The organism is Streptomyces iranensis (genome assembly GCF_017874715.1).
Classification (GTDB): domain Bacteria; phylum Actinomycetota; class Actinomycetes; order Streptomycetales; family Streptomycetaceae; genus Streptomyces; species Streptomyces iranensis.
In genome coordinates this window covers 169568-194383 of record NZ_JAGGLR010000015.1, presented here as the reverse complement: position 1 = coordinate 194383, position 24816 = coordinate 169568, and the positions used below count along the sequence as shown (strand labels likewise).

Here is a 24816-nt window from a genome sequence, read left to right as displayed (position 1 = left end):
TAAGTTACCGCCGGGGAGAAGAGGGCACGGTGGCCGACAGAAGCGCCGGTGACGGGCGGACGGCGGGAACGGCGACGGGGGCGGCCGGGGCGGAGTCGACCGCCGAGATAGGGCGCCGGGTGCTGAGACTGCGTACCGAACGCGGCTTCACCCAGCGGCAGCTGGCCGAGCCCGCGTACACCGCCGCCTATGTCTCCACCCTCGAGGCCGGGAAGGTGCGCCCCTCCGAGGCCGCGCTGCGCCATCTCGCGGACCGGCTCGGCGTCAGCTACGAGGAGCTGACCACCGGCCGCTCGCCCCGCGACGCCACCCGGCTGCGGGCCGCCGTCACCGACGCCCGGCGGGCGCTGGCGACCGGCGCCGCCGAGGACGCCGCCGTGCTCTTCGCGGAGGTGCGCGACGAGGCGGAGCGGCTCGGGTTCGCCGAGGAGCGCTCGGCGGCCCTGCTGGGGCTCGGCGACTGCGCGCTGGAGACCGGTGACCTCACCGTCGCCCGCGACCACTTCGAGGCCGTGGAGGGGCTGCTCGCCGGGGAACCGCTGCCCCGCCGGATCCCGGCGATCCGGGGCCGGGCCGTGGCCCATCTCCTCGCGGGCGAACTGCGCTACTCCTGCTATCTGCTGGAGAGCTCCATCGACGAGCTCAACGCCTCGGGGCTGCACGACCCGTACGCGCTGCTGCTGCTCTATACGGCGGCCATCGCGCCCTATATGGACATGGGGGCGCACGCCCGTGCCGTACGCGCGGCCGAGTTGGCGCTCGCGCTGGCGCCGAGCGTGGACGACCCGGGGCTCATCGCCCGGATGCACCGCGGGGTGGCCCGCACCCTGATCGCCGAGGGGCGGACGGCCGAGGCCGACGCCTCCCTGGCCAAGGCGCAGGAGCTGTACGAGCAGCTGCGCATCCACACCGACCTGGCGCACTGCCACTGGATGCGCGGCTATGTGCACGCCCAGGACGGCAATCTGGAGCGCGCCGAGCGCGAACTGCGCACCGCCCGCGACATGCTGGCCTCCAAGCGGGCCGCGCTGTTCACCGTGCAGGTCGAGGTCGAGCTGGCGGATGTGCTGCGCCGTCGCGGCCGTACGGCGGAGGCGGAGGCCCTGCTGCTGCCGCTGCTGGCGAGCTCCCCCGCCGCGGGGCCCGCGAACACCGCCGGAGAGCCGGACGCGGCGCCGGGTGAGGCGCCGGGCGACGCCGGGCCGGGTGAGGCCGGGCTGACCGCCGACCGCGGCGCGGTCCACGCGGGCGGGGCCCACCGGCTGCTGGGCCTGATCGCGGACGAACACGGCGACGCCGAGGCCGCGGAGGAGCACTACTGCGCGGCGCTGTCCCTGCTCGAACGCACCGGCGCGGCCGGTGACCTGGCCGACCTGTGCCGGCTGCTGGGCGATCTGCTGCGCCGGGAGGGCCGCCAGGAGGCCGCGATGGACGCCTACCGCACCGGGCTCGGCCACCGCGCCGCGCCCGGCACCACCACCCTGGGCCCGGCCCCCGCCGAGCCCCCCATGTGAGGCGTCCATCGGCCCCTCCCCGCCCCCACCGACCGCCCGCCCGGCCCCTCCCCGTAGCTTCTCGGGGGCCGGCCGGCGCCTGGGTCGCCGGGCCGAGCGCCTGGTCGGGGCGCACCGCACGGCAGGCGGTCGGAGAGACGAACAGGCCGCCGCGTGTGGGGGTCGCGGCGGCCTGACCGCGGCAACGCCCCGCTGCCGGGTCCGCTGATCGCGCATCGGGAGGCACTCCGGCGCGGTCACGGGGCTGGGGTTCGGGACGACCCCACGGGGTGGTGCGGCTTGCGATCCACTCTGCCCGCTGGGAGCCGCCGGGGAAATCCACCATTGGTCTGCCGTCACCCCCGCCGACCGGCGGGGGTGTTCCCTCCCACTGACGGAGCCAACCACTCCATATTCGCTCTCGGATGAGGCAGGCTGTCCGGACAATGGGCATGACAGCTGAGGACAGGGAGCGGCCGGTGATCCGTGTGGCTGTAGTGGACGACGAGGCGCTCGTACGATCCGGTCTGCGACTGATCCTGGGCACGGCCCCGGACATCGAAGTGGTCGCCGAATGTTCCGGAGCCTTCGCGGTGGACACGGTGCTGGGCAGCAAGGCCGATGTGGTGCTGCTCGACATCCGGATGCCGGACGCCGACGGGCTCAGCGTCCTCAGACAGTTGCGGGCCGCGCCCGCCTCCCCCGCCGTGGCGATGCTGACGACCTTCGACGTCCAGGAGTACCTGGCGGCCGCGCTGCGCGCCGGGGCCGCGGGCTTCCTCCTCAAGGACACCGATCCGGAGCAGCTCGTACGGGCCGTGCGCACGCTCGCCCAGGGCGGCAGCGTCCTCGACCCGGCCGTCACCCGCGCCGTGATCGGCGGCTATCTCGCCGCCGAGGCGGAGGCGACGGCCGCCGCGGCCGTCGAGGCGCTCACCCCGCGCGAGCGCGAGGTGCTGACGCTGCTGGGCGAGGGCCTCGCCAATCCGCAGATCGCCGAGCGGATGGGGCTGGCGCCCAGCACCGTCAAGGACCATGTACGGGCGGTGCTCGGCAAGTTGGGGGGCCTCAACCGCGTCCAGGCGGCGATCGTCGCCGACCGCGCCGGGCTCGTCACCAGCCGTCCGCCGATAGGTGGCCCACGATGAGCGTCTCCCCGCTGCCCCCGCCCCGGAGTTCGTCCCCCGGCACACCGGGCACACCGGGCACACCGAGCACACCCGGCACACCCGGCGCGTCCCCGGCCGCGTCGCCCGCGCTCGCCTCCTCCCTCTCCTCGCCGCCGCCCGCCCCGGCCTCCCGGCGGCGGCCGCCGCAGGGGCTCATGCGCTGGGGCTCGCTGATCGTCCCCGTCCTCCTCGCGGTCGCCGACGCGCTGCTCGTCAACGGCGTCACCTTCGGCCTGGAGCTCAACGTCTCGCTGGTGGCGGCGGCCGCGCTGCTGGTGCGCCGGAAGCTGCCCGCGCTGGTCTTCCTGGTCACGCTGCCGGGAATCCTCATCGGCTACGTCTGGTTCGCGCCGATGATCGCCCTCTACACGGTGGCCCGGCTCCGCCCCGACCGGCGGCTGCTGGGCATCTCCGCGCTGCTGCTGGCCGCCGCGCACTTCATCCCCTGGCCGGTCTCCGACTTCGAGTCGACCGCGTACCGGGAGAACACCCTCACGCTGATCGACGCGTGTGTGACCTCCGTGGGACCCATCGCGCTGGGCCTCCTGGTGCGTACGCGCGGGGAGCTCGCCGCCCGGATCGAGGACCTGACCCGCAGCCGCCGCCACGCCGACGAGCTGATCGCCGAGCAGGTGCTGTCCACCGAACGCGCCCGGCTCGCCCGCGAGATGCACGACGTGGTCGCCCATCAGGTCAGCCTCATCAGCCTCCAGGCCGGTGCGGTGCAGATCAGCGCGGAGGACGCGAAGGCGCGGGAGGGCGCGCGGACCATCCGCGAGCTGTCCGTGCGGACCCTGGACGAACTCCGCCATATGGTCGGCATCCTGCGCGCGGCGGGCGGCGACCACGAGGAGCTGACCCCGCAGCCCCGGCTGGCCGATCTGCCCCGGCTGATCGAACTCAGCGCGCTGAACGTCAGCTTCGAGACGGACAGCGCGACCCAGCGGCCGGACCACTCGGAGGCGGTGGAACGGGCCGCCTTCCGCATCGTCCAGGAGGCGCTCACCAACGTCCGCAAGCACGCGCCGGGGGCGCGGGTGACCGTACGGGTCAACGACGCGCAGCCGGAGGGACCGGAGGCGGCGGACGGGCCGGAGGCGGCAGAGGGGCCAGGGGCGGCAGAGGGGCCGGGAGGGGATCGCGAGGCGGTACGGGGAACGGCTCGCGGACCGGCGCCCGGGGCGGCTCAAGCGGCGGAGGAGACCCGGGGCCTGCGGGTCGAGGTGCGCAACGGCCCGCCCGACGCCTCCGCCGTGGCCCCGGGGCTGCCGGGCGGCGGTCACGGTCTGGTCGGGCTGCGGGAGCGCGCACAGCTGCTGGGCGGCACGCTGGAGGCCGGGCCCACGAAGGAGGGCGGCTTCGTCGTACGGGCCGACTTCCCCAAGACCCCGCGCGTCGCGGGTCCGGCGGCATGAACGGGCCGCGCGGCGCCCTGGGCGGGCATCCGGGCGCCCTGGGCGGGCGTCCGGGCGCCCTCGGCGGATCGGTGGAAGTCGGCTGCGGTTCGGTGGCGCCCCGAAGGGGCGCGGGCTGTGTCGATGTGCGGCTCCGCCGCGCGGGCGCGACCAGCCACGACGGCGCCGCGGACGATCGACGGCAGGTCGGGGCACTGCCGGCGGAGCGCTCAGGCCGACAGGGGGTCGACCGCGTCCTCGTCGTCCTCGTCCAGCTCCGTGGCCGCCCCCAGGTCGGGGTAGACGTCGAACAGCCGCCGCACTCCCAGGGCCGCCAGCACCCGGTGCACATGCGAACCGTGCGCGGCGTCCTGCGGCGGCAGGATCAGCCGCAGCCGACCCGAGCACGACCGCATCAGCCGACGCGCCGCGATCAGTACGCCGACCCCGCTGGAGTCGCAGAACCGGACCTCCGAGAGGTCCAGAACCAGCCAATGGCGGCCCTCGGCGACCGCGTCGTGGACGTGTTGCCGGACTGCGGGCGAGGTCACCAGGTCCATCTCTCCAGAGACCTGGAGAACGACCCACTCCCCCCGCCGGTCCTCCATCACCTTCAACGTCACGCGCCCGAAGCCCTTCGCTCGCCGCTAACCGGAATTCGCTGTTCCCGGGCGGCTGCCCGCCCGTCGGCGCATGAAACTCCCCCAGGCATACGCCTTGAGGGACGACCCTATGCCGCGCCGAAGCGTTTCGTCTCCCCGATCCTGCGCAAAGCGACCGTCCCAATACCATGCGCGGCCTCGTTCTCACGCACTTTGCCTGATGGACGCGTGTTGTGAGAGCCACCGGCATTACATTCGATATGAACGTGGGCATAGTGCCTGGAGGGCCGGCCGGACAACTCGGGATTGGGGGCCGCATGGCGAACGACGCACCGCCCCGCTGGGATCGCAGGATGCAACAGCGTCTGGCACGCGGCGAAGCGGCCGCACTTGCCGAGCTCTATGACCGATTCGCCTCGCTTGTCCACACTTTGGCATATCGGGTCCTCGAGGACGACACCGGTGCCGACCGCGTCACCCGGGAAGTCTTCGGCTACGTCTGGGAGAACCCGGACGCGTACGACCCCCAGCAGGGCTCGCTGCGCGCCTGGATCGCCATGCTCACCCAGCGCCAGGCGGTGCACCGGCTGCGCGCGTCGCAGACCGCCACGGCCTGCGAGGACACCCTCACGAGCGAGGCCCTGGAGGAGCGGATCCGCGAGGCGTCCGTGGCCGCCCGCGCCGACTACATCGTCACCTCCATGCCCGCCCCGCTGCGCGCCGCCCTGGAGCTCGCCTACTTCGACCGCCGCGACTACCGCCAGGCCGCGGCCGCCCTCGGGGTGACCGAGGACGAGGCCAGGCGCCGCCTCCGGCTGGGCCTCCAACTGCTCTCCACCGCCCATGTCCAGCCGCCCCGCGCGGTCTCGCCTCCCGGCTACGGACGGGCGCTGTGACCGGGCGCGGCGGGCCGGACCCGTACGACGACGCCTACGGCGAGAGCTCCGGCGGCACCGGGGACGGAAGAGACGGGCCCGGACGGGGCAGCGACGCGGATCTGCCGTCCCACCCCGCCGGGCCACCACGCATACCGCCGCCGCGGTCGGCCGCCGAGGACAGCGGCCACTGGCCGGGCGCCCTGGACGGCGGCATCCCCGCCCCGCGCCCGCCCACGGCGCACGAGGCACGGGCGGACGAGGCCTGGGCGGACGAGACACCGGCGGACGAGACACCGGCGGAACGGGCACCGAAGCCTGGACCGGAGCCCGATACGGCATCCAACCCGGAACCCACCGCAGGCTCCGAACCGGAAGCGACACCGACACCGAAGCCGACACCGAAGCCGCACCCGGGCCATGAGCGAGAACCAGCCCTGGGCCCCGAACCGGAACCGACCCCGCGCCCCGCCCCGGAAGCAAATCCGGAATCGGAACCGGAATCCGAACCGCACCCGGAACCAGAGCCGCGTCCGGCCCCGGAACCACCCGTCCCCGCGAAGCTGCCCGCGGCCGCGCCCGCCCCACCGGCCCCGCCCCTGGCGGCGCCCACGCCCTCCGCGGCCCATCCGCTCTCGCACGATCTGCTCCGCTCGCTGCTCGGCGCCTGGGCGCTGACCGCTTGCTCGCAGGAGGAGACCTCCGCCGTCGAGGCGCATCTCAACCACTGCCCCTCCTGCGCCGAGGAGGCGCTGCGGCTGCGCGACGCCGTCGGGCTGCTGCACACCGAGCACAGCCTGGACCTCGACCCGATGCTGCGCTCCCGGGTGCTCGCGGGCTGTCTGGGCCGCCGCCCGGCCCGGATACCCATGCCCGGCTGGGCCAGTGCCTACGACGCCGAGGCCGCCCGGCTGGACGCGCTGCTGCGCGACATGGGCGAGGCCGAGTGGCGTGCGCCGGTGCGGCTCAAGTGGTTCGACGGGCGGCGGCTCACCGGCCGGGACACCACCGTCGCCGGGGTGATCGGCCATCTGATGGTCGTGGACGGCATCGTCGCCGCCTCCCTGGGCCTCCCCGACCCGATGGGCGCCGCCGCCCCCGGCTCGCCCCAGGCCCGTACGGAGGCGTACTGGCACCACGAGCCCGGCGCCGCGTACGGGGCCGGTCCGCCCGGTGCGGTACGGGAGCTGTGGCGCGAGCAGGGCCATGCCCTGGTCCGTACGGTGTCCTTCGCCGGGCGCGGGGTCGCGGAGCTCGATGTGCCGTACGGGGAGTTCGCGCTGCCGATCCGCGACGCGTTCCTCGACCGCGCCCTGGAGTGCTGGGTGCACGCCGGGGACATCGCCGAGGCCATCGACTACCCCTATGAACCACCGGCCTCCGCCCACCTCAAGGCCATGATCGACCTGTGTGCCCGGCTGCTTCCGGGGACGCTGGCCGAGCGGCGCCGGGCCGGGCTCGCGTCCCCGCCCCGCCGGCTGGTCGAGGCGGGCACCCCGGGCCGTACGCTCCATCTCCAGGTGGAGGGCACGGGCGGCGGCGACTGGTACATCCCGCTGGACTCCCCGGCGGCGATGGCAGCGCCGGAGGAGGCGGTGGCGACGATCGCGCTGGACCAGGAGGCGTTCTATCTGCTGGCGTCCGGGCATGTGCCGCCGCAGGAGGCGGCTGCGGGCCTGTCCGGGGACACCGAGGCGATCCGGGATGTGCTCTTCGCCACAGCGTCCCTGTCCCGCCTCTGAAGCGTCGGTGTCCCGCCTCTGAAGTGTCGGTGTCCCGCCTCCGGGTGGTCCTCCGAGTCAGTCGAAGACGACCGTACGGTGCCCGTTGAGCAGCACCCGGCGCTCGCTGTGCCACTTCACGGCGCGGGCCAGCGCCTGGCACTCCACATCGCGGCCGACCGCCACCAGCTGGTCCGGGGTGAGCCCATGGCCGACGCGCTCGACCTCCTGCTCGATGATCGGGCCCTCGTCCAGATCGGCGGTCACGTAGTGGGCGGTGGCCCCGATCAGCTTGACCCCGCGCGCATGCGCCTGGTGGTACGGCTTGGCGCCCTTGAAGCTCGGCAGGAAGCTGTGGTGGATGTTGATGATCCGGCCCGACAGCTCCTTGCACAGGTCGTCGGAGAGCACCTGCATATAGCGGGCCAGCACCACCAGTTCCACATGCTCCGCGCGCACCAGGTCCAGCAGCCGGGCCTCGGCCTCCCGCTTGTTGTCCTTCGTCACGGGGATGTGGTGGAACGGGATCCCGTAGGAGCCGACCAGCGCCTGGAAGTCGGTGTGGTTGGAGACCACCGCGGCGATCTCGACCGGCAGCGCGCCGATCCGCGACCGGAAGAGAAGGTCGTTCAGGCAGTGCCCGAACTTGCTGACCATGAGCAGGATGCGCATCTTCTCGTCGGCGCGATGGATCTCCCAGTCCATCTGGAAGGACTCGCCGACCGCGGCGAAGCTGGCCCGCAGATCCTTCACCTTCACCGGCGAGACGGCGCGGAAGGCCACCCGCATGAAGAAGAGCCCGGTGTCACGGTCCCCGAACTGCTGGCTGTCCTCGATGTTGCAGCCGGTCATGAACAGAAAGCTCGACACGGCGTGCACGATCCCCTGCTTGTCCGGGCAGGACAGCGTGAGGATGTACTGGTCGGGGACGGGATGCGACTCGCTCATGACTCCATAGCGTCGCACACCCGCGACGGAGCCCCACACCCGCGACGGCGTTCAGACCGCCTGCGTCATGATCGCCAGCACTTCGAGGGTGCGCGGTGGGATGTCCGGATCCTCGCCGTCGTTGGTGGCCAGCCGCACATGGGCCTCGCGGGCCGCTCGTACGGCCTCCGGCCAGCCATGGTGCTCGAGGTACGCCGAGACGGGGGCGTCCGCGCCCGCCTGGTGCATGATCCTCAGCACCCGCAGCACGGCGACATCGACCAGCGCCGCCTCCTGCGAGTCGCGGAAGATCGTGCCGACGTACTTCTCGGCGGACCAGTTGTCCAGCCAGGTGTCCTCGACCAGCCGGTAGACGGCGTCCGTCACATCGCCGTACCCAGGCTGGCCGGCCAGCCAGCACTCCTGCTGGAAGACGGGATCCGAGAGCATATGCAGCGCCGAGCGCACATTGGTGCGCCAGCGCCACCAGGGCATGTCGTTGACAGGCATGACTCCCATGGTGGTCGAGCGACGGGCGCGACGGGAAGACTTCTCCGAACCTTGCACAGTCACCGATCGTACGTTCTTCACACATAGAGACGGATCAGCCCCCGCTGTTCACCTCTACGTCACCATCCCTTGTCTTGTCATAGCGGCTGCGTTCCTCGCGAAGCACCAAGCTCGCTTGCCATGACCGGACGGCGACGCCCCTCCTCCCGCCCCTTCCGAGCCGCCGTCGCGGCAGTGTGTACGGCGGTCGGCGCGTCGCTGCTGTCCGGCTGCGGCGCGGTGCTGTCGAACAAGAGCGACAGCGACCCCATCACCGTCATGACCTGGGCCCCCGAGGGCACCAAAGCCACCAATATGCCGGGAATGCCCGCGATGGCGAGGGCATTTGCCCGCTGGGTCAACGACTCCGGCGGCATCCACGGCCGCAAGCTCGAGGTCGTCACCTGCAACGAGCGCAACGACGCCGTCCAGGCCGCCGGCTGCGCCCAGCAGGCCAAGGAGGACAAGGCCGTCGCGGTCGTCGGCTCGTACAGCCAGTACGGCCGGTCCTTCATCTCCCCGCTGGAGGTCGCCGGCATCCCCTACATAGGCGGCTACGGGCTGACGCAGGAGGAGTTCGACAGCCCGTACTCCTATCCGGTCAACGGCGGCCAGGCCGCCCTGCTGGTGGGCAACGGCCGCCAGCTGGCCTCCCGCTGCGAGCGCACCGCACTGGTGCGCCCCGACACCATCGCGGGCGACGAACTCCCCCAGCTCCTCAATACCGGCCTCAGGGCGGGCAATCGCGCCGACGCCCATGACGTACGCGCCCCCGAGGGCGCGGGCGACTACAGCAAGCAGGCCACCACCGCCCTGGAGGGCGTCGGCGCCGACAGCTCCCTCGGCGGCGCCGACCAGGGCGCGGCCCTGGAGAACTCGTGCGTCTCCGCGGCGCTCGGCAACCGCACCGGCACCTTCTTCGACTCCTTCCGCCGGGTGCAGGAGAACCATCCGAAGGTGCGGATAGCCTCCATCCTCGGCGGCGTCCGGCAGTCCCTGATCGACTCCACCGGCGGCACCTCCAGCCCCCTGGAGGGCACCTACGCCACCGGCTGGTACCCGGCCGGGGACGATCCGCGCTGGAACTCCATGAAGAAGGTCATCAACAAGTACGCCTTCGACGACAACCGCATCGACCCGGACGACCCCGGCACGCAGACCACCTGGATCGGCTACACGGTGCTGCGCTCGGTGCTGATGTCCCTGCACGCCGACGACATCAGCGCCCGCACCGTGCGCAACGCGCTGGACAACGGCCACGCGGTCAACACCGGCGGGCTGACGCCGACGCTGCGCTGGGGCTACGACGACACGCTGCACGTGCCCAACTACTCGCGGATCGTCAACGCGGACGTCACCTACCAGATGGTGCGCGACGGGCGACTGGTCGCGGTGCGCAAGGGCTTCGTCAACGTGTCCAAGATCCTGGAGCGCTACCACCCGGCGGACTGAGCCACGGGCCGGGCCGGGGACGGCGGCGCCGCCCCCGGCCGCCCGGTCACAGGTCGGTGGCCTGTCACAGGTCGGTGGCCTGGCGCGGGGTGAGGCCGTACTGGGAGGCGATCGGGTTCCACAGCCCCGAGGCCGTCTTCTTGGCCTGAGTCGCCTCGCCGCTCGCCCGCTCGGCCGCCCCGACCCGGGGCGAACGGCGGGCCTTGCCCTTGGGGCAGCCCTTCTTGCCGCCGACCTGGTCGGCCCAGGCCGCGTACTCGTTGTCGGCCCTGGCCGAGGACTTCCACGCCCTGGTGAGCGACGCGGTCAGCCGCGCGTGGTCGGGCAGCTTGTCCACCGACAGCTTGCCCAGCCGGGTCACCAGGTCATTGCGCTGGCCCGCGGCCGTCCGCAGATCCGATGCCGCCGTGCTCAGGTCCTTGCAGGACTTGATGCTGTCCACGGCCTTGATCACCGATGCCCGGCTGTTGTTGCTGTCGGCGAGCAGCGCGTCCAGCGTCTTCGCCTGCGTCTCGACGGGGTCGACGGCGGCCTTGGACGACTCCGCGGCGCTCGGCGAAGCGCTGCTCAGCGTCGAGTTGTCCTTACCGTCGTCATCGCCGCCCATACTGAGCACGGCTCCCGCGGCGAGTCCGGCGACGGCGCAGCTCGCCACCACCACAACGCCGATGATCATGCCCCGCGACATCCGGCGCCGCCCACCGCCGCCATGACCGCCGTCACCATGGCCGCCGGACGGCGGTTGCGGAACGTCCGGGCCGAACTGCGGAAGCTGCTGCGTCTCATCGGCGCCCCCGGCACCGCCCGCACCGCCGGCGTCACGGAACAGACCGTCGAACTCCGAGGGCGGCGGCCGGTCCCCGGGACGGCCGGGACGGATCGCGTACGGGGCGCTGCCGGGCCGCTCCGGAATCGGCGCGGACGCGGCGGGCGCGGCGGGCGTGGGCGGGAGCACCGCGGTCTCCTCCGCGGCCGCGGCCGCGGGGGGCTGCTGGCGGTGGGCGCCCCGGCGGCCGGGGCGGACGGCGCGCAGCTGGGTGGTGGACTCGGCCGGTGACTCGGGCCGGTTCTCGGGCGGCAGCGGCGCGCTCTTGACCGGGGCGAGCGTGGTGGTGGGGGTGTCCAGGGGCGGCGGGGCCTCACCCGGGACCGGGGGTATGACCTGGGTCGCGTCCGCGTCCCCGGCGGGCTGCGGCGGCATCACCTGGGTCTCGTCGGCGGCCTGGTACGGCAGCTGCTGGGGCTGGTACGGCGACGGGACGTTGTGCGGCGGCTGAGCGTTGTGCGGCGGCTGGACGTTGTGCGGCGACGGGACGTTGTGCGGCGGCTGGGCCGGTCTCTCCGGAGTCGTCCAGCCCTGCTGCTGCCCGTACGGCTGCGCCTCGGGCGGCGGCGGAGCGCCGAACTCACCCGACGGCGGCAGTTCGCCCTGCTGCGGCGGTTCCGGAGCGCTCTGCGGCCCCCAAGGCTGCCCCCACGCCTGTCCCCCGGCCGGGGCCCCCTGTTGGGCGTCCGAGGGCCTGTAGTCCCCCTGGGCAGGCAGCACAACCCCCTCGCGCACGGGGTGCGCGGGCGGGACCGCGGGAAGCCGCGGCTCATTCCCCTGACCGCTCTGCGTCACCGGGACTCCTTGGTTATACGGAACGACGGAATCGTCGGGTCACGCTACCGGTTCCCCAGAGGGCGCGGTGCCCATGAGCCCATCGGGACGGAGAGAGACTGGTCACCGCGACATGGGGCACATCACCACGATCGGGGGCGATATGAACCCCATCCGTACCCGCGATAAACACAACGCAACACACTCCACAACACCCATGCCTCACCACATGCGCATCAGCCACCACAACACAACGCACCCGTAGCACCCACACCGCATCCCAGGGCGAATCAGGCCGGATCTCAGGCCACCTGCACCTGGAGCCGCGCCCCGAACTCCCGCACCACCGGCTCGTCCCGGTACGGCTCCAAGCGCTGCTGGAAGTCGTCCAGATACTCCGCCCCCCGGTTGGACCGCAGCGTGCCCAGCAGATCCACCGCCTGGGTGCCGACATGGCACGCCTGCTCCACATCGCGCTGCTGCACATGCGCGGTGGCCAGCAGCAGCAGCCCGATCGCCCGCCGCCGCACACGCCCCTCCGGATGGCCCTCCAGGGCCTCCTCGGCGCGCCGCCGGGCCTGGTCGGCCTGGCCCAGGTCGCGGTGGCAGTGGGCCAGCTCATCGGCGAGATAGGCATGGTCGAAGTGGCGGATCCAGTTGGGTTCGTCGCCCGTGGCGGGGCCCGAACCGCTGCCCACCGCCCGCTCCATGGCGTCCAGCGCCCGCCCGGCCGCGGACTGGCTTGCCCGTGCGTCCCCCATCAGGGCGTGACCGCGCGCCTCGGCCGCCAGGAACATCGATTCGGCACGCGGCGGCACCTGGCCGCGGGCGCCCTCCTGCGCGGCCTTCGCCAGCTGGGCGATCTCCCGGGGATTGCCCAGCTGGGCGGCGAGATGGCTCATGCTGGCGGCGAGCACATAGCCGCCGTAGCCCCGGTCCCCGGCGGCCTGGGCGAGCCGCAGCGCCTGGATGTAGTACCGCTGGGCGAGACCGGACTGACCGGTGTCGACCGCCATATAGCCGGCCAGCTCCGTCAACCGCGCGACGGCCGCGAACAGTTCACGGCCGACCGCCTCGGTGTACGAGCCGGCCAGCAGTCCGGAGACCACGCTGTTCAGATAGTGGACGACGACAGGGCGCACATGGCCGCTCCCGTAGCGGTGGTCCAGGTCGACGAGCGCGTCCGTCGTGGCCCGCACCGCCGCGACATCCGACCGCCCCACCCGGGCGCCCGCAATGCGCGCCACCTGGGCGTCCGCGCCGGTGATCAGCCAGTCGCGGCTGGGCTCGACCAGCGCCGAGGCGGCAACCGTCGAGCCGCTGAGGAAGTCACGGCGCCCCACATCGCTGCGCCACAACTCGCAGACCTGCTCTATCGCGCCGAGGACGGTGGGCGAGAACTGCAGACCGACCCCGGAGGCGAGGTTCTTGCCGTTGGCCATGCCGATCTCGTCGATCGTGACCGTACGGCCGAGCTTGCGGCCGAGCGCCTCGGCGATGATGCCCGGCGCCCGGCCCCGTGGCTGCTGGCCACGCAGCCAACGGGCCACCGACGTCTTGTCGTACCGCAGATCGAGACCGTGCTCGGCGCCGCACATATTGACCCTGCGCGCCAACCCGGCGTTGGAGCAGCCGGCTTCCTGGATGAGCGCTTGCAGCCGTTCGTTCGGCTGCCGCGCCACAAGCGGCCTAGCGGCCATGGCATTACCCCCAGTGACTGCTTGCGTTCTCGGCGTATCCGTTCCTGTTGCTGAGTGATGCCCCGCAGATATCGCAGGTATACGGCGAATGCGGAACTTGCCCGTATTGACCGCATAGACCGCATCGTTCGCGTACGGCGCCGATCCGAATCCGGGGCCGCCCTCCCCCTGGCGCTGCGGCCTGGCCGCCGGACACTCGCACGCCCGTCACGCATGGTGGCTACCCGCTTACGCAGCCGCAACCCCACACGCGCCCCCGCCCGTGCACCCATGCGCCCCGCCGTGCCGTCACCGCGCACCCCGGACCCCCGACGGCACCGCCCGTGCGGGGGTCCGGCCGTAACCCTCGTTGACGGCGGAAGTTGTCCTGTGCGTGGAAGAGACCATGGACGTGACAGGACCAACGCGGTTCCCCGCGGGAACCTCGCAGATCCCTCAGCAGCGCGGGGAGCGGCTGCGCGACGCGGCGGTGCGATACGCCGAGGAGCGGCACTGGGACGTGCTCTCCGGCACCTGGCTCGAGGCCGTGGACGGAGTGGAGCGCTGCTCCTGCGGAACCGCCGACTGCCCGGCCCCCGGCGCCCATCCGACCGGCCGGGACTGGGTGAACCAGGCCACCGGCAGCGCGGTCGTGATCCGTCGTATGTGGGCCAGGACGCCGCGCGCCTCCATCCTGCTGCCCACCGGCCGCACCTTCGACGCGCTCGACGTCCCGGAGTCAGCGGGCTGTCTGGCGCTCGCCCGCATGGAGCGCCGCCAGGTCGAGCTGGGCCCGGTCACCTGCACCCCCGGGCGCCGGATGCTCTTCTTCGTCCTCCCGGGCGCCGCCGCCAAGGTCCCCGACCTGGTGCGGAATCTGGGCTGGCCGCCGAACGCGATCGACCTGACCGCCCGCGGCGAGGGCGACTACGTGGTCGCGCCGCCGACCCGGGTGGGCGTGCGCGGTCCGGTCCAGTGGGCCCGGCGGCCCACCGCCGCCAACCGCTGGCTGCCCGACGCGGAAGAGCTGGTGAGCGCCCTGGCCTACGCCTGCGGCCGCGAGCGCCGCTGACACTCCGGAGGGCTCCCCGGGACGGCCCCTATCGTGGAGCGACGGCGGGGGCGTCGTGACCGGCCCCCGCGTGATACGTCAGTGGGACACGTCCCACGGGAAAACGGGGTAAGCCGGTGCCGCAGGAGCAAGCAGCAGACAGTACCCAGCCACAGTCGTCCCGGGCCGCCGCCGTGCGGGTGAGCGGCCTGTGGAAGCGTTACGGGGAGCAGGTAGCGGTCGCCGGGATCGATCTGGAGCTGCCCGCCGGGCAGTTCATCGGACTCGTCGGACCCAACGGCGCCGGTAAGACCACCACGCTTTCGATGATCACCGGCCTGCTGCGCCCCGACAAGGGGACCGTGGAGATCGGCGGCCACGACGTCTGGCGGGACCCGGTCGAGGTCAAGTCGCGGATCGGGGTGCTGCCCGAGGGGCTGCGGATGTTCGAGCGGCTCTCCGGCCGGGAGCTGCTCACCTACACCGGGCGGCTGCGCGGGCTGCCGGGCGCGGAGGTAGACCGGCGCGCCACCCAGCTGCTGGACGTCCTCGATCTCGCGGGCTCCCAGAGCAAACTGGTCATCGACTACTCCACCGGTATGCGGAAGAAGATCGGACTGGCCGCCGCGCTGCTCCACAACCCCGAAGTCCTCTTCCTCGACGAGCCCTTCGAGGGCGTCGACCCGGTCTCCGCCCAGACCATCCGCGGCGTCCTGGAGCGCTACACCCGCTCCGGCGCGACCGTAGTCTTCTCCAGCCATGTCATGGAGCTGGTGGAGTCGCTGTGCGACTGGGTGGCGGTGATCGCGAGCGGGCGGATCCGGGCCCATGGCCCACTGGCCGAGGTGCGGGGCGACGCGCCCTCCCTGCAGGACGCCTTCCTGGAACTGGTCGGCGCCAACCGGAGCCAGGCGGGCCAGAGCCTCGACTGGCTGGGCGGCGGCGCCCGATGACGCTCACCGACCCGCTCGACGCCAAGGGCCCGCTCGGCAGCGCGGCTCCCGCACCGCCCGCCGTCCCCACCGGCTCCCCCACCCCCGTCTTCGTCTCCCTGAAGCTGGCGCTGCTGCGCAACGGGCTGCGCCAGTCCAGCGGCCGGCGGGCCGCGTACATCACCTCGCTGGTGATGACCATGCTGTTCGCCGTGTTGCAGCTGCTCGGCCTGGTGCTGCTGCGCGGTACGAACCACGCCGACGCGCTGGTCACGCTGCTGACGGCGGTGCTCGCCCTCGGCTGGGCGGTGATGCCCCTGTTCTTCCCCGGCGGCGACGAGACCCTCGACCCGACCCGGCTGGTGATGCTGCCGCTGCGGCCGCGCTCGCTGATCACCGCGCTGCTGGTGTCCTCGCTGATCGGCATCGGCCCGCTGTTCACCCTGACCCTGGTGGCCGGTTCGGCGATCGCCGTCGCGCACGGGGCGGCCGCCGCGGTGGCGGGCGTCGTGGCCGTGGTGCTGACGGTGCTGGTGTGCGTGGCGCTGGCCCGCGCCGTCGCCACGGCCAACACCCGCCTCCTCACCAGCCGTAAGGGCCGCGACATGGCCGTGCTCAGCGGTCTGTTCGTGGCGATCGGCGCGCAGTTCGTGAACCTCGGGGCCCAGCAGCTCGGCGGTAAGAACGGCCTGTCCGTGCTGGAACCGGCCGCCGCGGTGCTGCGCTGGGTGCCGCCCGCGGCAGCTGTGGACGCCGTCCAGGGCGTGAGCGACGGCGCCTACGGGGTCGCCGCTGCCCAGTTCGCGCTCACCGTCGCGGCGTTGGCGCTGCTGATGTGGTGGTGGCGGGGCACCCTCACCCATCTGATGACCACGCCGGACGCCTCCACGATCCAGGCGGCGGCACCGCGCGAGCGGCGGTCCTCCGGCGCGGCCGACACCCCGGATGCCTCGAACACCCCGGACGCCTCGGGCCCGTTCGCCCGGCTGCTGCCCTCCGGCCGCACCGGCACGGTGCTGCTGCGCACGCTGCGCTATGCCGTACGGGACCCGAAGACCAAGTCGGCATGGGTCACCTCGCTGGGCGTCGGCCTGCTGCTCCCGTTCATCACCGCGGCCCAGGGCAACGGCTCGATCTACTGGGCCTGCTGGGCGTCGGGGATGCTCGGCATGCTGATGTACAACCAGTTCGGCCAGGACGCCTCCGCCTTCTGGATGGTCGCCCAGACGATCTCCTCGCCCCGCGACGCCTATCTGGAGCTGCGGGGCCGTGCGCTGGCGCTGCTCCTGGTCGCCGTACCGTACGTGGCGGTGGCGGTGCTCGGCTGCGCCGCGGTCCTGAAGAACTGGTCGGCCGCCCCGGAGGCGCTCGGCATCGCCCTGGCGCTGCTCGGCTCGATGCTGGCGACCGGCGCCCTGACCTCGGTACTGGCCCCGTACTCCATTCCGCAGGACAGCGGCTACAAGAACGTCGTCCCGGGGCAGGCGGGGATCGCCTGGATCAGCATCCTCGGCGGGATAATCGTGGGTTCCGTACTCTGCGCGCCGGTGCTGGGCCTGACGATCTGGCTGCATGTCTCCGGGACGCACGGCTTGCTGTGGGTGGTGTTCCCACTGGGCGCGGTGTACGGCGCGGCCATCGCGGAGACCGGTCTGCGGGTGGCGGCGCCGCGGGTCGCGGCGCGGCTGCCGGAGATCCTGGCGGCGGTCAGCAAGGGGTGACGACCCGGGGGCATGGGCACGGGCGACGGGGCCGGGGGCGAACCCCCGGCCCCGCCGCTTGCCGTCGTACGAAGCCTCCGCGCCCGGCCACCGCGCACCCAACTCCCGCACGCCCAGCTCCCGCGCACCCAACTGCCGCGCACCCAACTGCCGTAACGTTCCGGCTAGTCGAGATACTTGCTGTACACCCAGCCTCTGGTCCCGGCATGAATTCCGGTCGTGGTCCGCTTGAGGATCTTTCCGTAGGACCAGCTGTTCTCAAAGCCCCGGGTGCGGCAGAAGTACCGGAAGGAATCCCCTCGGTAAAGCGTCCCTATAGCGCGGTACCGCTTTCCCGGTCCGGTGCGGAATCTGGCGCCACTGGTCGAGACCTTGAAATTGACATCCGGGGAATTGAACTGACACGCCGATGACCCCACCGCCGACGCCGTTGGCGCCAGGGCGATGGAACCGCCCAGCATCAGCGCCGCCGAGAGCACGACCATCGAGGCTTTACGTTTGATCTTCACGCGACCACCCCCCATGATCAGTTAATTCATTGTGCGCCAAGGAGCGTAGCACCCGTCAATCCGGAAGCTGAGGGCCCGGTAAAACCCCGACGCCCCCTCGGCGAGTCGCCGACGGCCCGGTGCGGCTGACCAGTTGAAAGCCGAAGGGAATTGTCAGCCGAGCGCCTCCGGGGTGAGCCCCGCGGCATCGGTATGGCCCGACAGCGCCAGCGTCAGCTCGAACTCGGCCAGCAGCGCGCGGATCACATGCTCCACCCCCGGCTGCCCGTCCAGTCCGAGCCCATAGGCGTACGGCCGCCCCAGCAGCACCGCGCGGGCGCCGAGGGCGAGCGCCTTGAACACATCGTCACCGGTGCGCACTCCGCTGTCGAAGAGCACCGACAGCCGGTCGCCGACCGCCTCCACCACCCCCGGCAGCGCGTCGGCCGCCCCGATCGAGCCGCCCACCTGGCGGCCGCCGTGGTTGGACACGACGACGCCGTCCATCCCCGAGTCCGCCGCGCGCCGGGCGTCGTCGGGGTGCAGCACGCCCTTCAGCACGATCGGGCCGTCCCAGTGCTCGCGCAGGAACACCAGGTCCTCCCAGGTCTTCCCGGGGTCGCCGAACAGCTGCACAAAGTGGAGTACCGCGGCGTCCCGGTCCTCGTGGACCGGCTTGGCGAGCCCGGCCTGGAACGCCGGATCGGTGAAGTAGTTGGCGGTGCCCACACCGTGCAGGAACGGCAGATACGCCTGGTCGAGATCGCGCGGCCGCCAGGCCAGCAACGGGGTGTCGAGGGTGACCACCAGGGCCGTGAAACCACAGGACTTGGCCCGGCTCAGAAAGCTCCTGGTGACCTCGCGGTCCTTGCCCCAGTAGAGCTGGAACCACCGCTCACCGTCGCCCATCGTCTCCGCCACCCGCTCCATGGGCGTACTGGACGCGGAGGAGAGGATGAACGGCACGCCCTGCGCCGCGGCTGCCCGCGCCGCCGCGCACTCCGCCTCCGGGTGCATGATCGACAGCACCCCGATCGGTGCGAGCGCGAGCGGCGCGGGCAGCCGGGTGCCGAACAGCTCGACCGAGAGATTCCGCCGCCGTACGTCACGGAGCATCCGGGGCACTATCCGATGCCGGTCCAGCGCCGCCCGGTTGGCCCGCTCGGTGCCGCCGCTGCCCGCGCTGCCCGCCACATAGCCCACCGGCCCCGGCCCCAGCCGCGCCTCGGCCAGCTCCTCGAGCCGGGTGAGATCGGCGGGAAGCCGGGGAACGGCGCCGGTCATCCCGTTCAGATAGATCTCGTACTGAAATGCCGCCCAGTCCTTGCCGGGTTTCGGTTCCGTGCTGTCGCCACCGATCATGTGCTTCCCTTCACCTGTCCATTACTGGTCAATTTCCCATTGTTGTAAGGGAGTAGACGACTCGTAGGATCGGCGAACCGTCGATCGCGTTCAAGGGATCACACCGGAACGCGATGAGGCCACGTTCCCGCATTGGAGTTCCACTTGCCGCTGACCAAGTCAACGTGGCTGCGTGCCTGCGCGCCCGTTGCCGTACTGGCTCTCGCCCTGACCGCGTGCGGACCATTCGGTGAAAAGGGCGATACATCCGAGAACGCACGGCACGCTTCCCGCTCGGGTGTCACCGATGGTCACCAGGGCGGTGCGCAGAAGGTCGGTATGCGATCGGACGGTGAGCCGCCGCTCCAGCCGGGCCAGGCCGCCACGCGTGCGTTCAAGGAGGACACCGGGGTCGAGCCCACCTATCGGATCGCGGCACAGAAGGTCGACATCGGCACGGCGGCCGAGGCGAAGGCGCTGGTGTCGAACCCGGCGGACGCCGAGGGCAAGGTGCCCGCGGTGGCCTATGTGAAGTACACCCATCTGCGCGGGGCCACGATGAAGGAGTATCCGCGGGTCGGGGACTACGCGGAGGTGTACGCGGACGGGCGGCGGGGGGCGAAGGTCACCGGCGGCGATGCCGGACGGCCCAAGGGATGCGCGGACTCGGATGAGATCAAGAACTGGAGGAGCGGGCAGAGCCATCTGCTCTGCAACACCTTCCTGATTCCCTCGCGGGCGAGGTCGGTCGAGGTCATGTGGACGGAGATCGGCGGCGAGCCGTTCGTCTGGAAGTTCTGAACGGGGCGCCGACTCATTGAAGTCGGGCGCCGAAGGGCCACGCCGGGCGGCTAGACGGGCAGGACCGAGGCCAGGAAGGGCTCCACGGCGCGGCGCCAGCCGTCCGGCTGGTCGTAGTGCACGAGATGGCCCGCGTCCACCACCTCCGCATACTGCCCGCGAGGCAGCACGCGGACCATCTCCTGCGCCTCCGCACGGCCCAGCTCACCGTCCAGCCCGCGCACGACCAGGGTGGGGCACTCGACCAGCGCGAGCTCCTCCCAATGGGCGTCATGGACCCAGGTGTCACGGACCTTCAGCATCTGGCGGCAGGAGAACGCCGGGCGCCAGCCGTCCGAGCGCTCGGCCATGACCTCGGCGAAGAAGTCGCCCCGGGGCGGATTCGGGCGCTCCAGCGTCGGATCGTCCTCACCGAACCACTTGCGCACATCGGCGAGCGTCGCGAACGGCACCGGCCAGGAGCGGAACCACTCGGCCCACTCGCGCTGCGAGGCGGCGCCGAGGGCCGAGGCCCGCATATCGCAGATGACCAGCGCCCGGACCAGATCGGGGCGGCGGGCGGCCAGCTGCCAGGCGGTGAGGGCGCCCATGGCATGGCCGATCAGGGTCACGGGGGCGAGGCCGAGCTGCTCCACGGCCGCCTCGGCGTCGTCCACATAGGTGGAGCGGTCGAACGGCCCCTCGGCCGGCTTCTCGCTGCGGCCATGGCCGCGCTGGTCGAGGGCGACCGCCCGATGGCGGGTGGAGAGCCAGCGGGCCGTCTCCGCCCAGTGGGCGGCCCGGCCCAGCAGCCCATGGAGCAGCAGCACTCCGGGGCCCCGCGCTCCCTCACGGCCAGCGCCTGCCTTGGGCGGATCGGTGAACTCCCAGGCGGCGAGCCGCACGCCGCCGGCCCCGCTCACTTCGATACGTCGCACCATGTGGTCTGGCACCTCCAACCCTCTCTCGAACACCCTCACAGTATCGAACTCATATTCGAACACGGGGGCATTGCCGTCCAACACCCCTCGTTCGAGTGACCGTGCTCGGGGATTGATCGTCTGCGCCCTGGGGAGACAGCTAGCGGGAGGCGGACTGCTCGGGGAAGGGAGTCCGCGGGGGACGACCCTGGGAGCTCGGGGCTCCGGGTCACCAGGGCCCCGGGTCGCACCGGCCGCGTTCGCGCGGGCCATGCGACCCGGGGCCCACCGGGGGGACATGGGGAAGCGAGGCCCCGGCACCTGACGGCACCGGGGCCCTCGCTCAAGAACACCCCCTCGGCGGCACAGCCCATCGGGCCCACCGGATCCCCTCCCCTGACGATCCGAGCGTCAGCGACAGCGTCGCACGCGGCGGCCCGGCCCGCTCGGTTTCCGTTGACTCCGGTATCGGGAAAATCCGTCGTCGCAGGTCGTGACGGCCGAATGACTTGAACCGGGTGTATCGGTCAGCGTGTCGAGACGCCGGAGGTTGTGCGGGGGTGTGTTCGCGCGGCGTTGGGAGGCGCGGTCAGCGCGGTATTGGGAGGCCCGGTCAGCGCGGTATGGGGAGGGCGGTCACCGCGCTGTTGGGAGGGCGCCGTCAGCGCACTGTTGGGAGGGCGCCGTCAGCGCGCTGTTGGGGAGGCCCGGTCAGCGCGCTGTTGGAAAGCGAGGTCAGGGAGCGTCAGCGCTTGGCCACGAAGACATGCGAGGCGATCTCCGCCTCCAGCTCCGCCGCCTCGCCACTGCTGCCGACCAGCACCCCGCCCGCCGACTCGGTGACGCTCACCACGGAGCCCGGCTGCACCCCGGCCCGCCGCAGCGTGTACATCACCTGGGCGTCGGCCTGGATGGGCTCGCCGATGCGGCGCACCACCACCGTCTTGCCCTCCGAGCCCGGCTCCAGCTCGCGCAGGCTCACCATGGACTCGTCCAGGAACGGATCGGCCTCGGCCTTCTCGCCCAGCTCCTCCAGGCCCGGAATCGGGTTTCCGTACGGCGACTCGGTCGGATGGCGGAGCAGCTCCAGCACCCGCCGCTCCACCGCCTCGCTCATCACATGCTCCCAGCGGCACGCCTCGGCGTGGACCTGCTCCCACTCCAGCCCGATCACATCGACGAGCAGGCACTCCGCGAGCCGGTGCTTGCGCATCACGCGCGTGGCCAGCCGACGGCCCTCGTCGGTCAGCTCCAGATGGCGGTCGCCCGCGACCGTGACCAGCCCATCGCGCTCCATCCGCGCCACCGTCTGGCTGACCGTCGGACCGCTCTGCTCGAGCCGCTCCGCGATCCGGGCGCGCATGGGGACCACGCCCTCCTCCTCGAGCTCGAGGATGGTGCGGAGATACATCTCCGTGGTGTCGATCAGTCCGGACATGCGTGCCCCTCGAAGTGTCGTGCGGTGGCCCTCAACCAATTCTGACGCATCCCACCGACAACGGGGCCGAGTCGGCCCCTTCCGCCGCAAGGGACCGGGCTGCTATTCACAGCGTCATGATCGAAACCCCCCACAGGGAAGGCGACGCGTTGATGAGCGAGTCCAAACCGGCCGGGCAATTCTTCGACGCGGCCATCGGCCTGCTGCGGCAGGTGCGGGACGAGGAGGGCGAGCATATCGCCGCGGCGGGCACCCTGATCGCCGATACGGTCGCCGCGGGCGGCCGCCTCTTCACGTTCGGCGCCGGGCACTCCTCCCTGCCCGCGCAGGACGTCGTCTACCGCGCGGGCGGGCTCGCGCTGATGAACCTGCTGCCGGTGCCGGGGGCGGTGGGCGTGGACGTCGTCCCCGCCACCCTGGGCAGCGCGCTCGAACGCGTCGACGGGCTCGCCACTACCGTCCTCGACAGCAGCCCGCTCCAGGCCGGGGACCTGCTGATCGTGATCTCGCTGTCCGGGCGCAACGCCCTGCCCGTGGAGATGGCCATGAGCGCGCGGGAACGCGGCGTCAAGGTGATCGGGGTGACCTCGGTCGGCTACGCGACCGGCACGACCTCGCGCAACCCTTCCGGTGGCTTCCTCAAGGACCACTGCGACCTGGTCGTCGACAACAAGATCGCGGTCGGGGACGCGGAGCTCACGGCGGCCGGCGTCGGCGCGCCCTTCGCGCCCGCGTCCACCGTCGTGACGAGCGCGATCATGCAGTCCATGGTGGCGGCCGGGATCGGGGAACTGGCCGAGCGTGGGATCGAGCCGCCCATGTTGAGGTCGGGGAACGTGGACGGCGGCCACGAGTGGAACCGTAAGGTGATGACCGAGTACGGGGACCGGATCTTCTACCGCCGGTGACGGTCCGCCGCATGTGATCCGCCGACCGGCGCCCCCCGCGGGCGCCGGGCGCGCACCGGTTCCAGGTCCGGCGCCAGCGCTGCCCAGCACGGCGTCAGCGCCCGCGTACGGCCAGGTCCACCGAGGCCGCGACCCGGGCCGCGACGTCCTCCGCGTACGTCGCGTCCGTCCGGTCGAAGGCCCGGCGGCTGGAGGTGCGCAGAAAGGTGACCACGCCGAGGGTGCGGCCGCGGCTGCGCAGCACCGCGCACAGGCCGTGCACCGCGCCCTCCGGCCATTTGCGGACCGCGGCCCACTGGGCCGCCCCCGACTCGTCCGAGCGTCTCGCGCTCGCCCGTACCGAACCGCAGCGCTCGACCGCCTGGAGCGCCGGATGGCCCTCCGGGTAGGCCAGCGGGATGCCGCCCGGGACGACGGGCGGGCAGGGGCCGGGGGCGCCGGTGGGCGTGGCCGCCGCCCGGACCAGCCGGATCCGGTCGGCCGGGGCGCCCGGCGGCGGGTCCAGGACCAGATCGATCAGGGCGTGGTCGGCGAAGCCCGCCAGCGCGAAGTCCAGGTGGACCGAGGCGGCCTCCATCGAGTCCTCGCATTCGGCCGCCGCCCGCGCCGCCCGGTGCAGCTGGTTGCCCCGGAAGCGCATCCGGGCGCTCTCCTGCTCCTGGCCCTTCACCTCCGTCACGTCCTGGAAGATCCAGGCCACTCCGAGCGGCGCCGGTTCCTCGGTGAGCGGTGAGGCCAGCCGCAGGAAGCCGCTGCGCCAGCAGCGGCGCCGCGTCGCCGCCCCGGCCTCGCCCCGGTCGCCGCCCTCGCCGCGCACCGCCTCGTCATCGTCGAGCAGTTCGTAGCGCACGCCCTCCGCGCCCTCGAGGCCGTCCGCCGCGTCGGCGTCGGCGTCCCGCAGCGTCACCCACAGCTCGGTGGGCGCCGGGGGCACGCCCTCCGCCAGGACGTGCTGGAGCGCGGCCTCCGCCTCCTCCACGCCCTGGTCCAGGAAGTCGCCCAGCGGCCGTCCGGGCGCGGCCTTACGGGCGGTGCGCAGCGCGCTCGCCGCGTTGGCGTTGACGACGGCCACCCGCAGATCCGCGTCGACCAGGACCACGTTCCAGGACGCGTCGTCCAGCAGCGCCTCGCTCAGCGCGATCGACCGCTCCAGGTCGACCTGGGCGTGCACCTCGCTGAAGGCGCAGTACACCCCGGCCGGGCGGCCGTCCGCGCCCGGCACCCCCGAGGACTGCGTACGGACCAGGACCCGGCCGCCGTCCTTGGTCAGCAGCGCGAACTCGTGCACCTTGCGCCCCGCGGCGCCCATGGCCTCCGTAAGGCGCGCCTCGACGTCCCGGGCGTCCCCCGGGCGGGCCGCCCAGCCGCCCAGCCCCTTGCGGCCGACCGCCTCCGCCGCCGTCCACCCGAGGATGCGCTCGGCCTCGTGGTTCCAGTGGGTCACCGTGCCGTCGGCGTCGAACGCGCACAGGGCGGCGTCCATCCCGTCGAGCAGCGCGGCGAGCAGTTCGGAGTCGGGCCGCTCGGGGCCGTCCGGACAGTCGGGGCGGCCGGACGGCGACGGAGCCGCGCCCGGCTGTCCCGGGACCCCCCGCGAGGACCGGGCGGAACGCGCTGGACGTGCGGGTTCGGAACGTTGTGAAGCGCTCACCTGACACCCCTTGCTGGACGTGGCTGTCTGTGGTGGGGCACGTCGGACATTGAACTCGAACGTGACGCGCGCCACACCGCATTCGTCGAAATCGTTGCCTCACGGAAATTCGCTTGTGTGTGGCA

21 protein-coding genes are annotated in these 24816 nt (G+C 72.5%); 11 read left to right on the top strand and 10 right to left on the bottom strand.

The window, feature by feature from the left end; translation table 11 throughout:
* Positions 1-29 precede the first annotated feature (29 nt).
* The 3 genes from J2Z30_RS27090 (at position 30) to J2Z30_RS27080 (ending at position 4077) form a co-directional block, all read left to right on the top strand.
* Positions 30-1514 carry a helix-turn-helix domain-containing protein gene (locus J2Z30_RS27090; protein ID WP_345660111.1) on the top strand — a complete coding sequence of 495 codons (1485 nt, stop codon included), beginning with the start codon at positions 30-32 and terminating at the stop codon, positions 1512-1514.
* Positions 1515-1972: 458 nt separating this feature from the next.
* Positions 1973-2641 carry a response regulator gene (locus tag J2Z30_RS27085; protein WP_044581798.1) on the top strand — a complete coding sequence of 223 codons (669 nt, stop codon included), beginning with the start codon at positions 1973-1975 and terminating at the stop codon, positions 2639-2641.
* Positions 2638-4077 carry a sensor histidine kinase gene (locus J2Z30_RS27080; RefSeq protein WP_063790956.1) on the top strand — a complete coding sequence of 480 codons (1440 nt, stop codon included), beginning with the start codon at positions 2638-2640 and terminating at the stop codon, positions 4075-4077. Before J2Z30_RS27085 ends, J2Z30_RS27080 begins: the two co-directional genes overlap by 4 nt.
* Before the next feature lie 209 nt (positions 4078-4286).
* Here the strand turns inward: J2Z30_RS27080 and J2Z30_RS27075 are convergent, their stop codons facing one another.
* A complete protein-coding gene (locus J2Z30_RS27075; RefSeq protein WP_020870562.1) occupies positions 4287-4664 on the bottom strand; it encodes an STAS domain-containing protein in 378 nt (125 codons plus the stop codon).
* 311 nt (positions 4665-4975) lie between these two features.
* Between J2Z30_RS27075 and J2Z30_RS27070 the strand changes: the two genes are divergently transcribed.
* Together J2Z30_RS27070 and J2Z30_RS27065 are read left to right on the top strand one after the other, a co-directional pair.
* Positions 4976-5554: a sigma-70 family RNA polymerase sigma factor gene (locus J2Z30_RS27070; RefSeq protein WP_044573763.1), complete on the top strand. Its 579-nt coding sequence runs from the start codon at positions 4976-4978 to the stop codon at positions 5552-5554.
* Positions 5551-7275, top strand: coding sequence for a zf-HC2 domain-containing protein (locus J2Z30_RS27065; protein WP_078956823.1), 1725 nt, complete (start codon positions 5551-5553; stop codon positions 7273-7275). Before J2Z30_RS27070 ends, J2Z30_RS27065 begins: the two co-directional genes overlap by 4 nt.
* A gap of 57 nt (positions 7276-7332) precedes the next feature.
* Here the strand turns inward: J2Z30_RS27065 and purU are convergent, their stop codons facing one another.
* Complete coding sequence (purU, locus tag J2Z30_RS27060; protein ID WP_044573760.1) at positions 7333-8202, bottom strand: formyltetrahydrofolate deformylase; 870 nt, start codon at positions 8200-8202, stop codon at positions 7333-7335.
* Positions 8203-8253: 51 nt separating this feature from the next.
* Positions 8254-8700, bottom strand: coding sequence for an SCO4402 family protein (locus tag J2Z30_RS27055; RefSeq protein ID WP_044573757.1), 447 nt, complete (start codon positions 8698-8700; stop codon positions 8254-8256).
* Between the two features lie 171 nt (positions 8701-8871).
* On the opposite strand from J2Z30_RS27055, the gene J2Z30_RS27050 reads away from it, so the two are divergent.
* Entirely contained in the window at positions 8872-10182 is a 1311-nt protein-coding gene (locus J2Z30_RS27050; RefSeq protein ID WP_044573755.1) for an ABC transporter substrate-binding protein, read from the top strand.
* A gap of 64 nt (positions 10183-10246) precedes the next feature.
* On the opposite strand, the gene J2Z30_RS27045 is transcribed toward J2Z30_RS27050, so the two are convergent.
* Together J2Z30_RS27045 and J2Z30_RS27040 are read right to left on the bottom strand one after the other, a co-directional pair.
* Positions 10247-11803: a hypothetical protein gene (locus J2Z30_RS27045; RefSeq protein ID WP_078956820.1), complete on the bottom strand. Its 1557-nt coding sequence runs from the start codon at positions 11801-11803 to the stop codon at positions 10247-10249.
* 281 nt (positions 11804-12084) lie between these two features.
* The gene (locus tag J2Z30_RS27040) at positions 12085-13482 is read right to left on the bottom strand and encodes an NsdA family TPR-like regulatory protein (RefSeq protein WP_044573749.1); all 1398 of its coding nucleotides are present in this window, start codon (positions 13480-13482) and stop codon (positions 12085-12087) included.
* Between the two features lie 385 nt (positions 13483-13867).
* Here J2Z30_RS27040 and J2Z30_RS27035 point away from each other — a divergent pair, with 385 nt between their 5' ends.
* From J2Z30_RS27035 to J2Z30_RS27025, 3 genes are all read left to right on the top strand, one after another.
* Entirely contained in the window at positions 13868-14533 is a 666-nt protein-coding gene (locus J2Z30_RS27035; protein ID WP_078956819.1) for a bifunctional DNA primase/polymerase, read from the top strand.
* Between the two features lie 116 nt (positions 14534-14649).
* Positions 14650-15465, top strand: a complete 816-nt coding sequence (locus tag J2Z30_RS27030; protein ID WP_044573743.1) for an ABC transporter ATP-binding protein — start codon at positions 14650-14652, stop codon at positions 15463-15465.
* Positions 15462-17165: a hypothetical protein gene (locus J2Z30_RS27025; RefSeq protein WP_044573740.1), complete on the top strand. Its 1704-nt coding sequence runs from the start codon at positions 15462-15464 to the stop codon at positions 17163-17165. Before J2Z30_RS27030 ends, J2Z30_RS27025 begins: the two co-directional genes overlap by 4 nt.
* Positions 17166-17329: 164 nt before the next feature.
* Here J2Z30_RS27025 and J2Z30_RS27020 read toward each other — a convergent pair whose 3' ends face one another.
* Positions 17330-17674 carry an SH3 domain-containing protein gene (locus J2Z30_RS27020; protein ID WP_078956818.1) on the bottom strand — a complete coding sequence of 115 codons (345 nt, stop codon included), beginning with the start codon at positions 17672-17674 and terminating at the stop codon, positions 17330-17332.
* A 153-nt stretch (positions 17675-17827) separates the two neighbouring features.
* A complete protein-coding gene (locus J2Z30_RS27015) occupies positions 17828-19015 on the bottom strand; it encodes a lactate 2-monooxygenase (protein ID WP_044573737.1) in 1188 nt (395 codons plus the stop codon).
* Positions 19016-19333: 318 nt separating this feature from the next.
* Here J2Z30_RS27015 and J2Z30_RS27010 point away from each other — a divergent pair, with 318 nt between their 5' ends.
* A complete protein-coding gene (locus tag J2Z30_RS27010) occupies positions 19334-19795 on the top strand; it encodes a hypothetical protein (protein WP_245388476.1) in 462 nt (153 codons plus the stop codon).
* Positions 19796-19845: 50 nt separating this feature from the next.
* On the opposite strand, the gene J2Z30_RS27005 is transcribed toward J2Z30_RS27010, so the two are convergent.
* Entirely contained in the window at positions 19846-20715 is an 870-nt protein-coding gene (locus J2Z30_RS27005) for an alpha/beta fold hydrolase (protein ID WP_044573733.1), read from the bottom strand.
* Positions 20716-21439: 724 nt separating this feature from the next.
* Positions 21440-22132, bottom strand: coding sequence for an iron-dependent transcriptional repressor DtxR (locus J2Z30_RS27000; protein WP_044573731.1), 693 nt, complete (start codon positions 22130-22132; stop codon positions 21440-21442).
* Between the two features lie 152 nt (positions 22133-22284).
* Here J2Z30_RS27000 and J2Z30_RS26995 point away from each other — a divergent pair, with 152 nt between their 5' ends.
* Positions 22285-23040 (top strand): SIS domain-containing protein, encoded by a 756-nt coding sequence (locus J2Z30_RS26995; RefSeq protein WP_044573728.1) that lies wholly within the window; start codon positions 22285-22287, stop codon positions 23038-23040.
* A gap of 94 nt (positions 23041-23134) precedes the next feature.
* Here J2Z30_RS26995 and J2Z30_RS26990 read toward each other — a convergent pair whose 3' ends face one another.
* Positions 23135-24691, bottom strand: a complete 1557-nt coding sequence (locus tag J2Z30_RS26990; protein ID WP_044581795.1) for a PAS domain-containing protein — start codon at positions 24689-24691, stop codon at positions 23135-23137.
* Between the last annotated feature and the right edge of the window lie 125 nt (positions 24692-24816).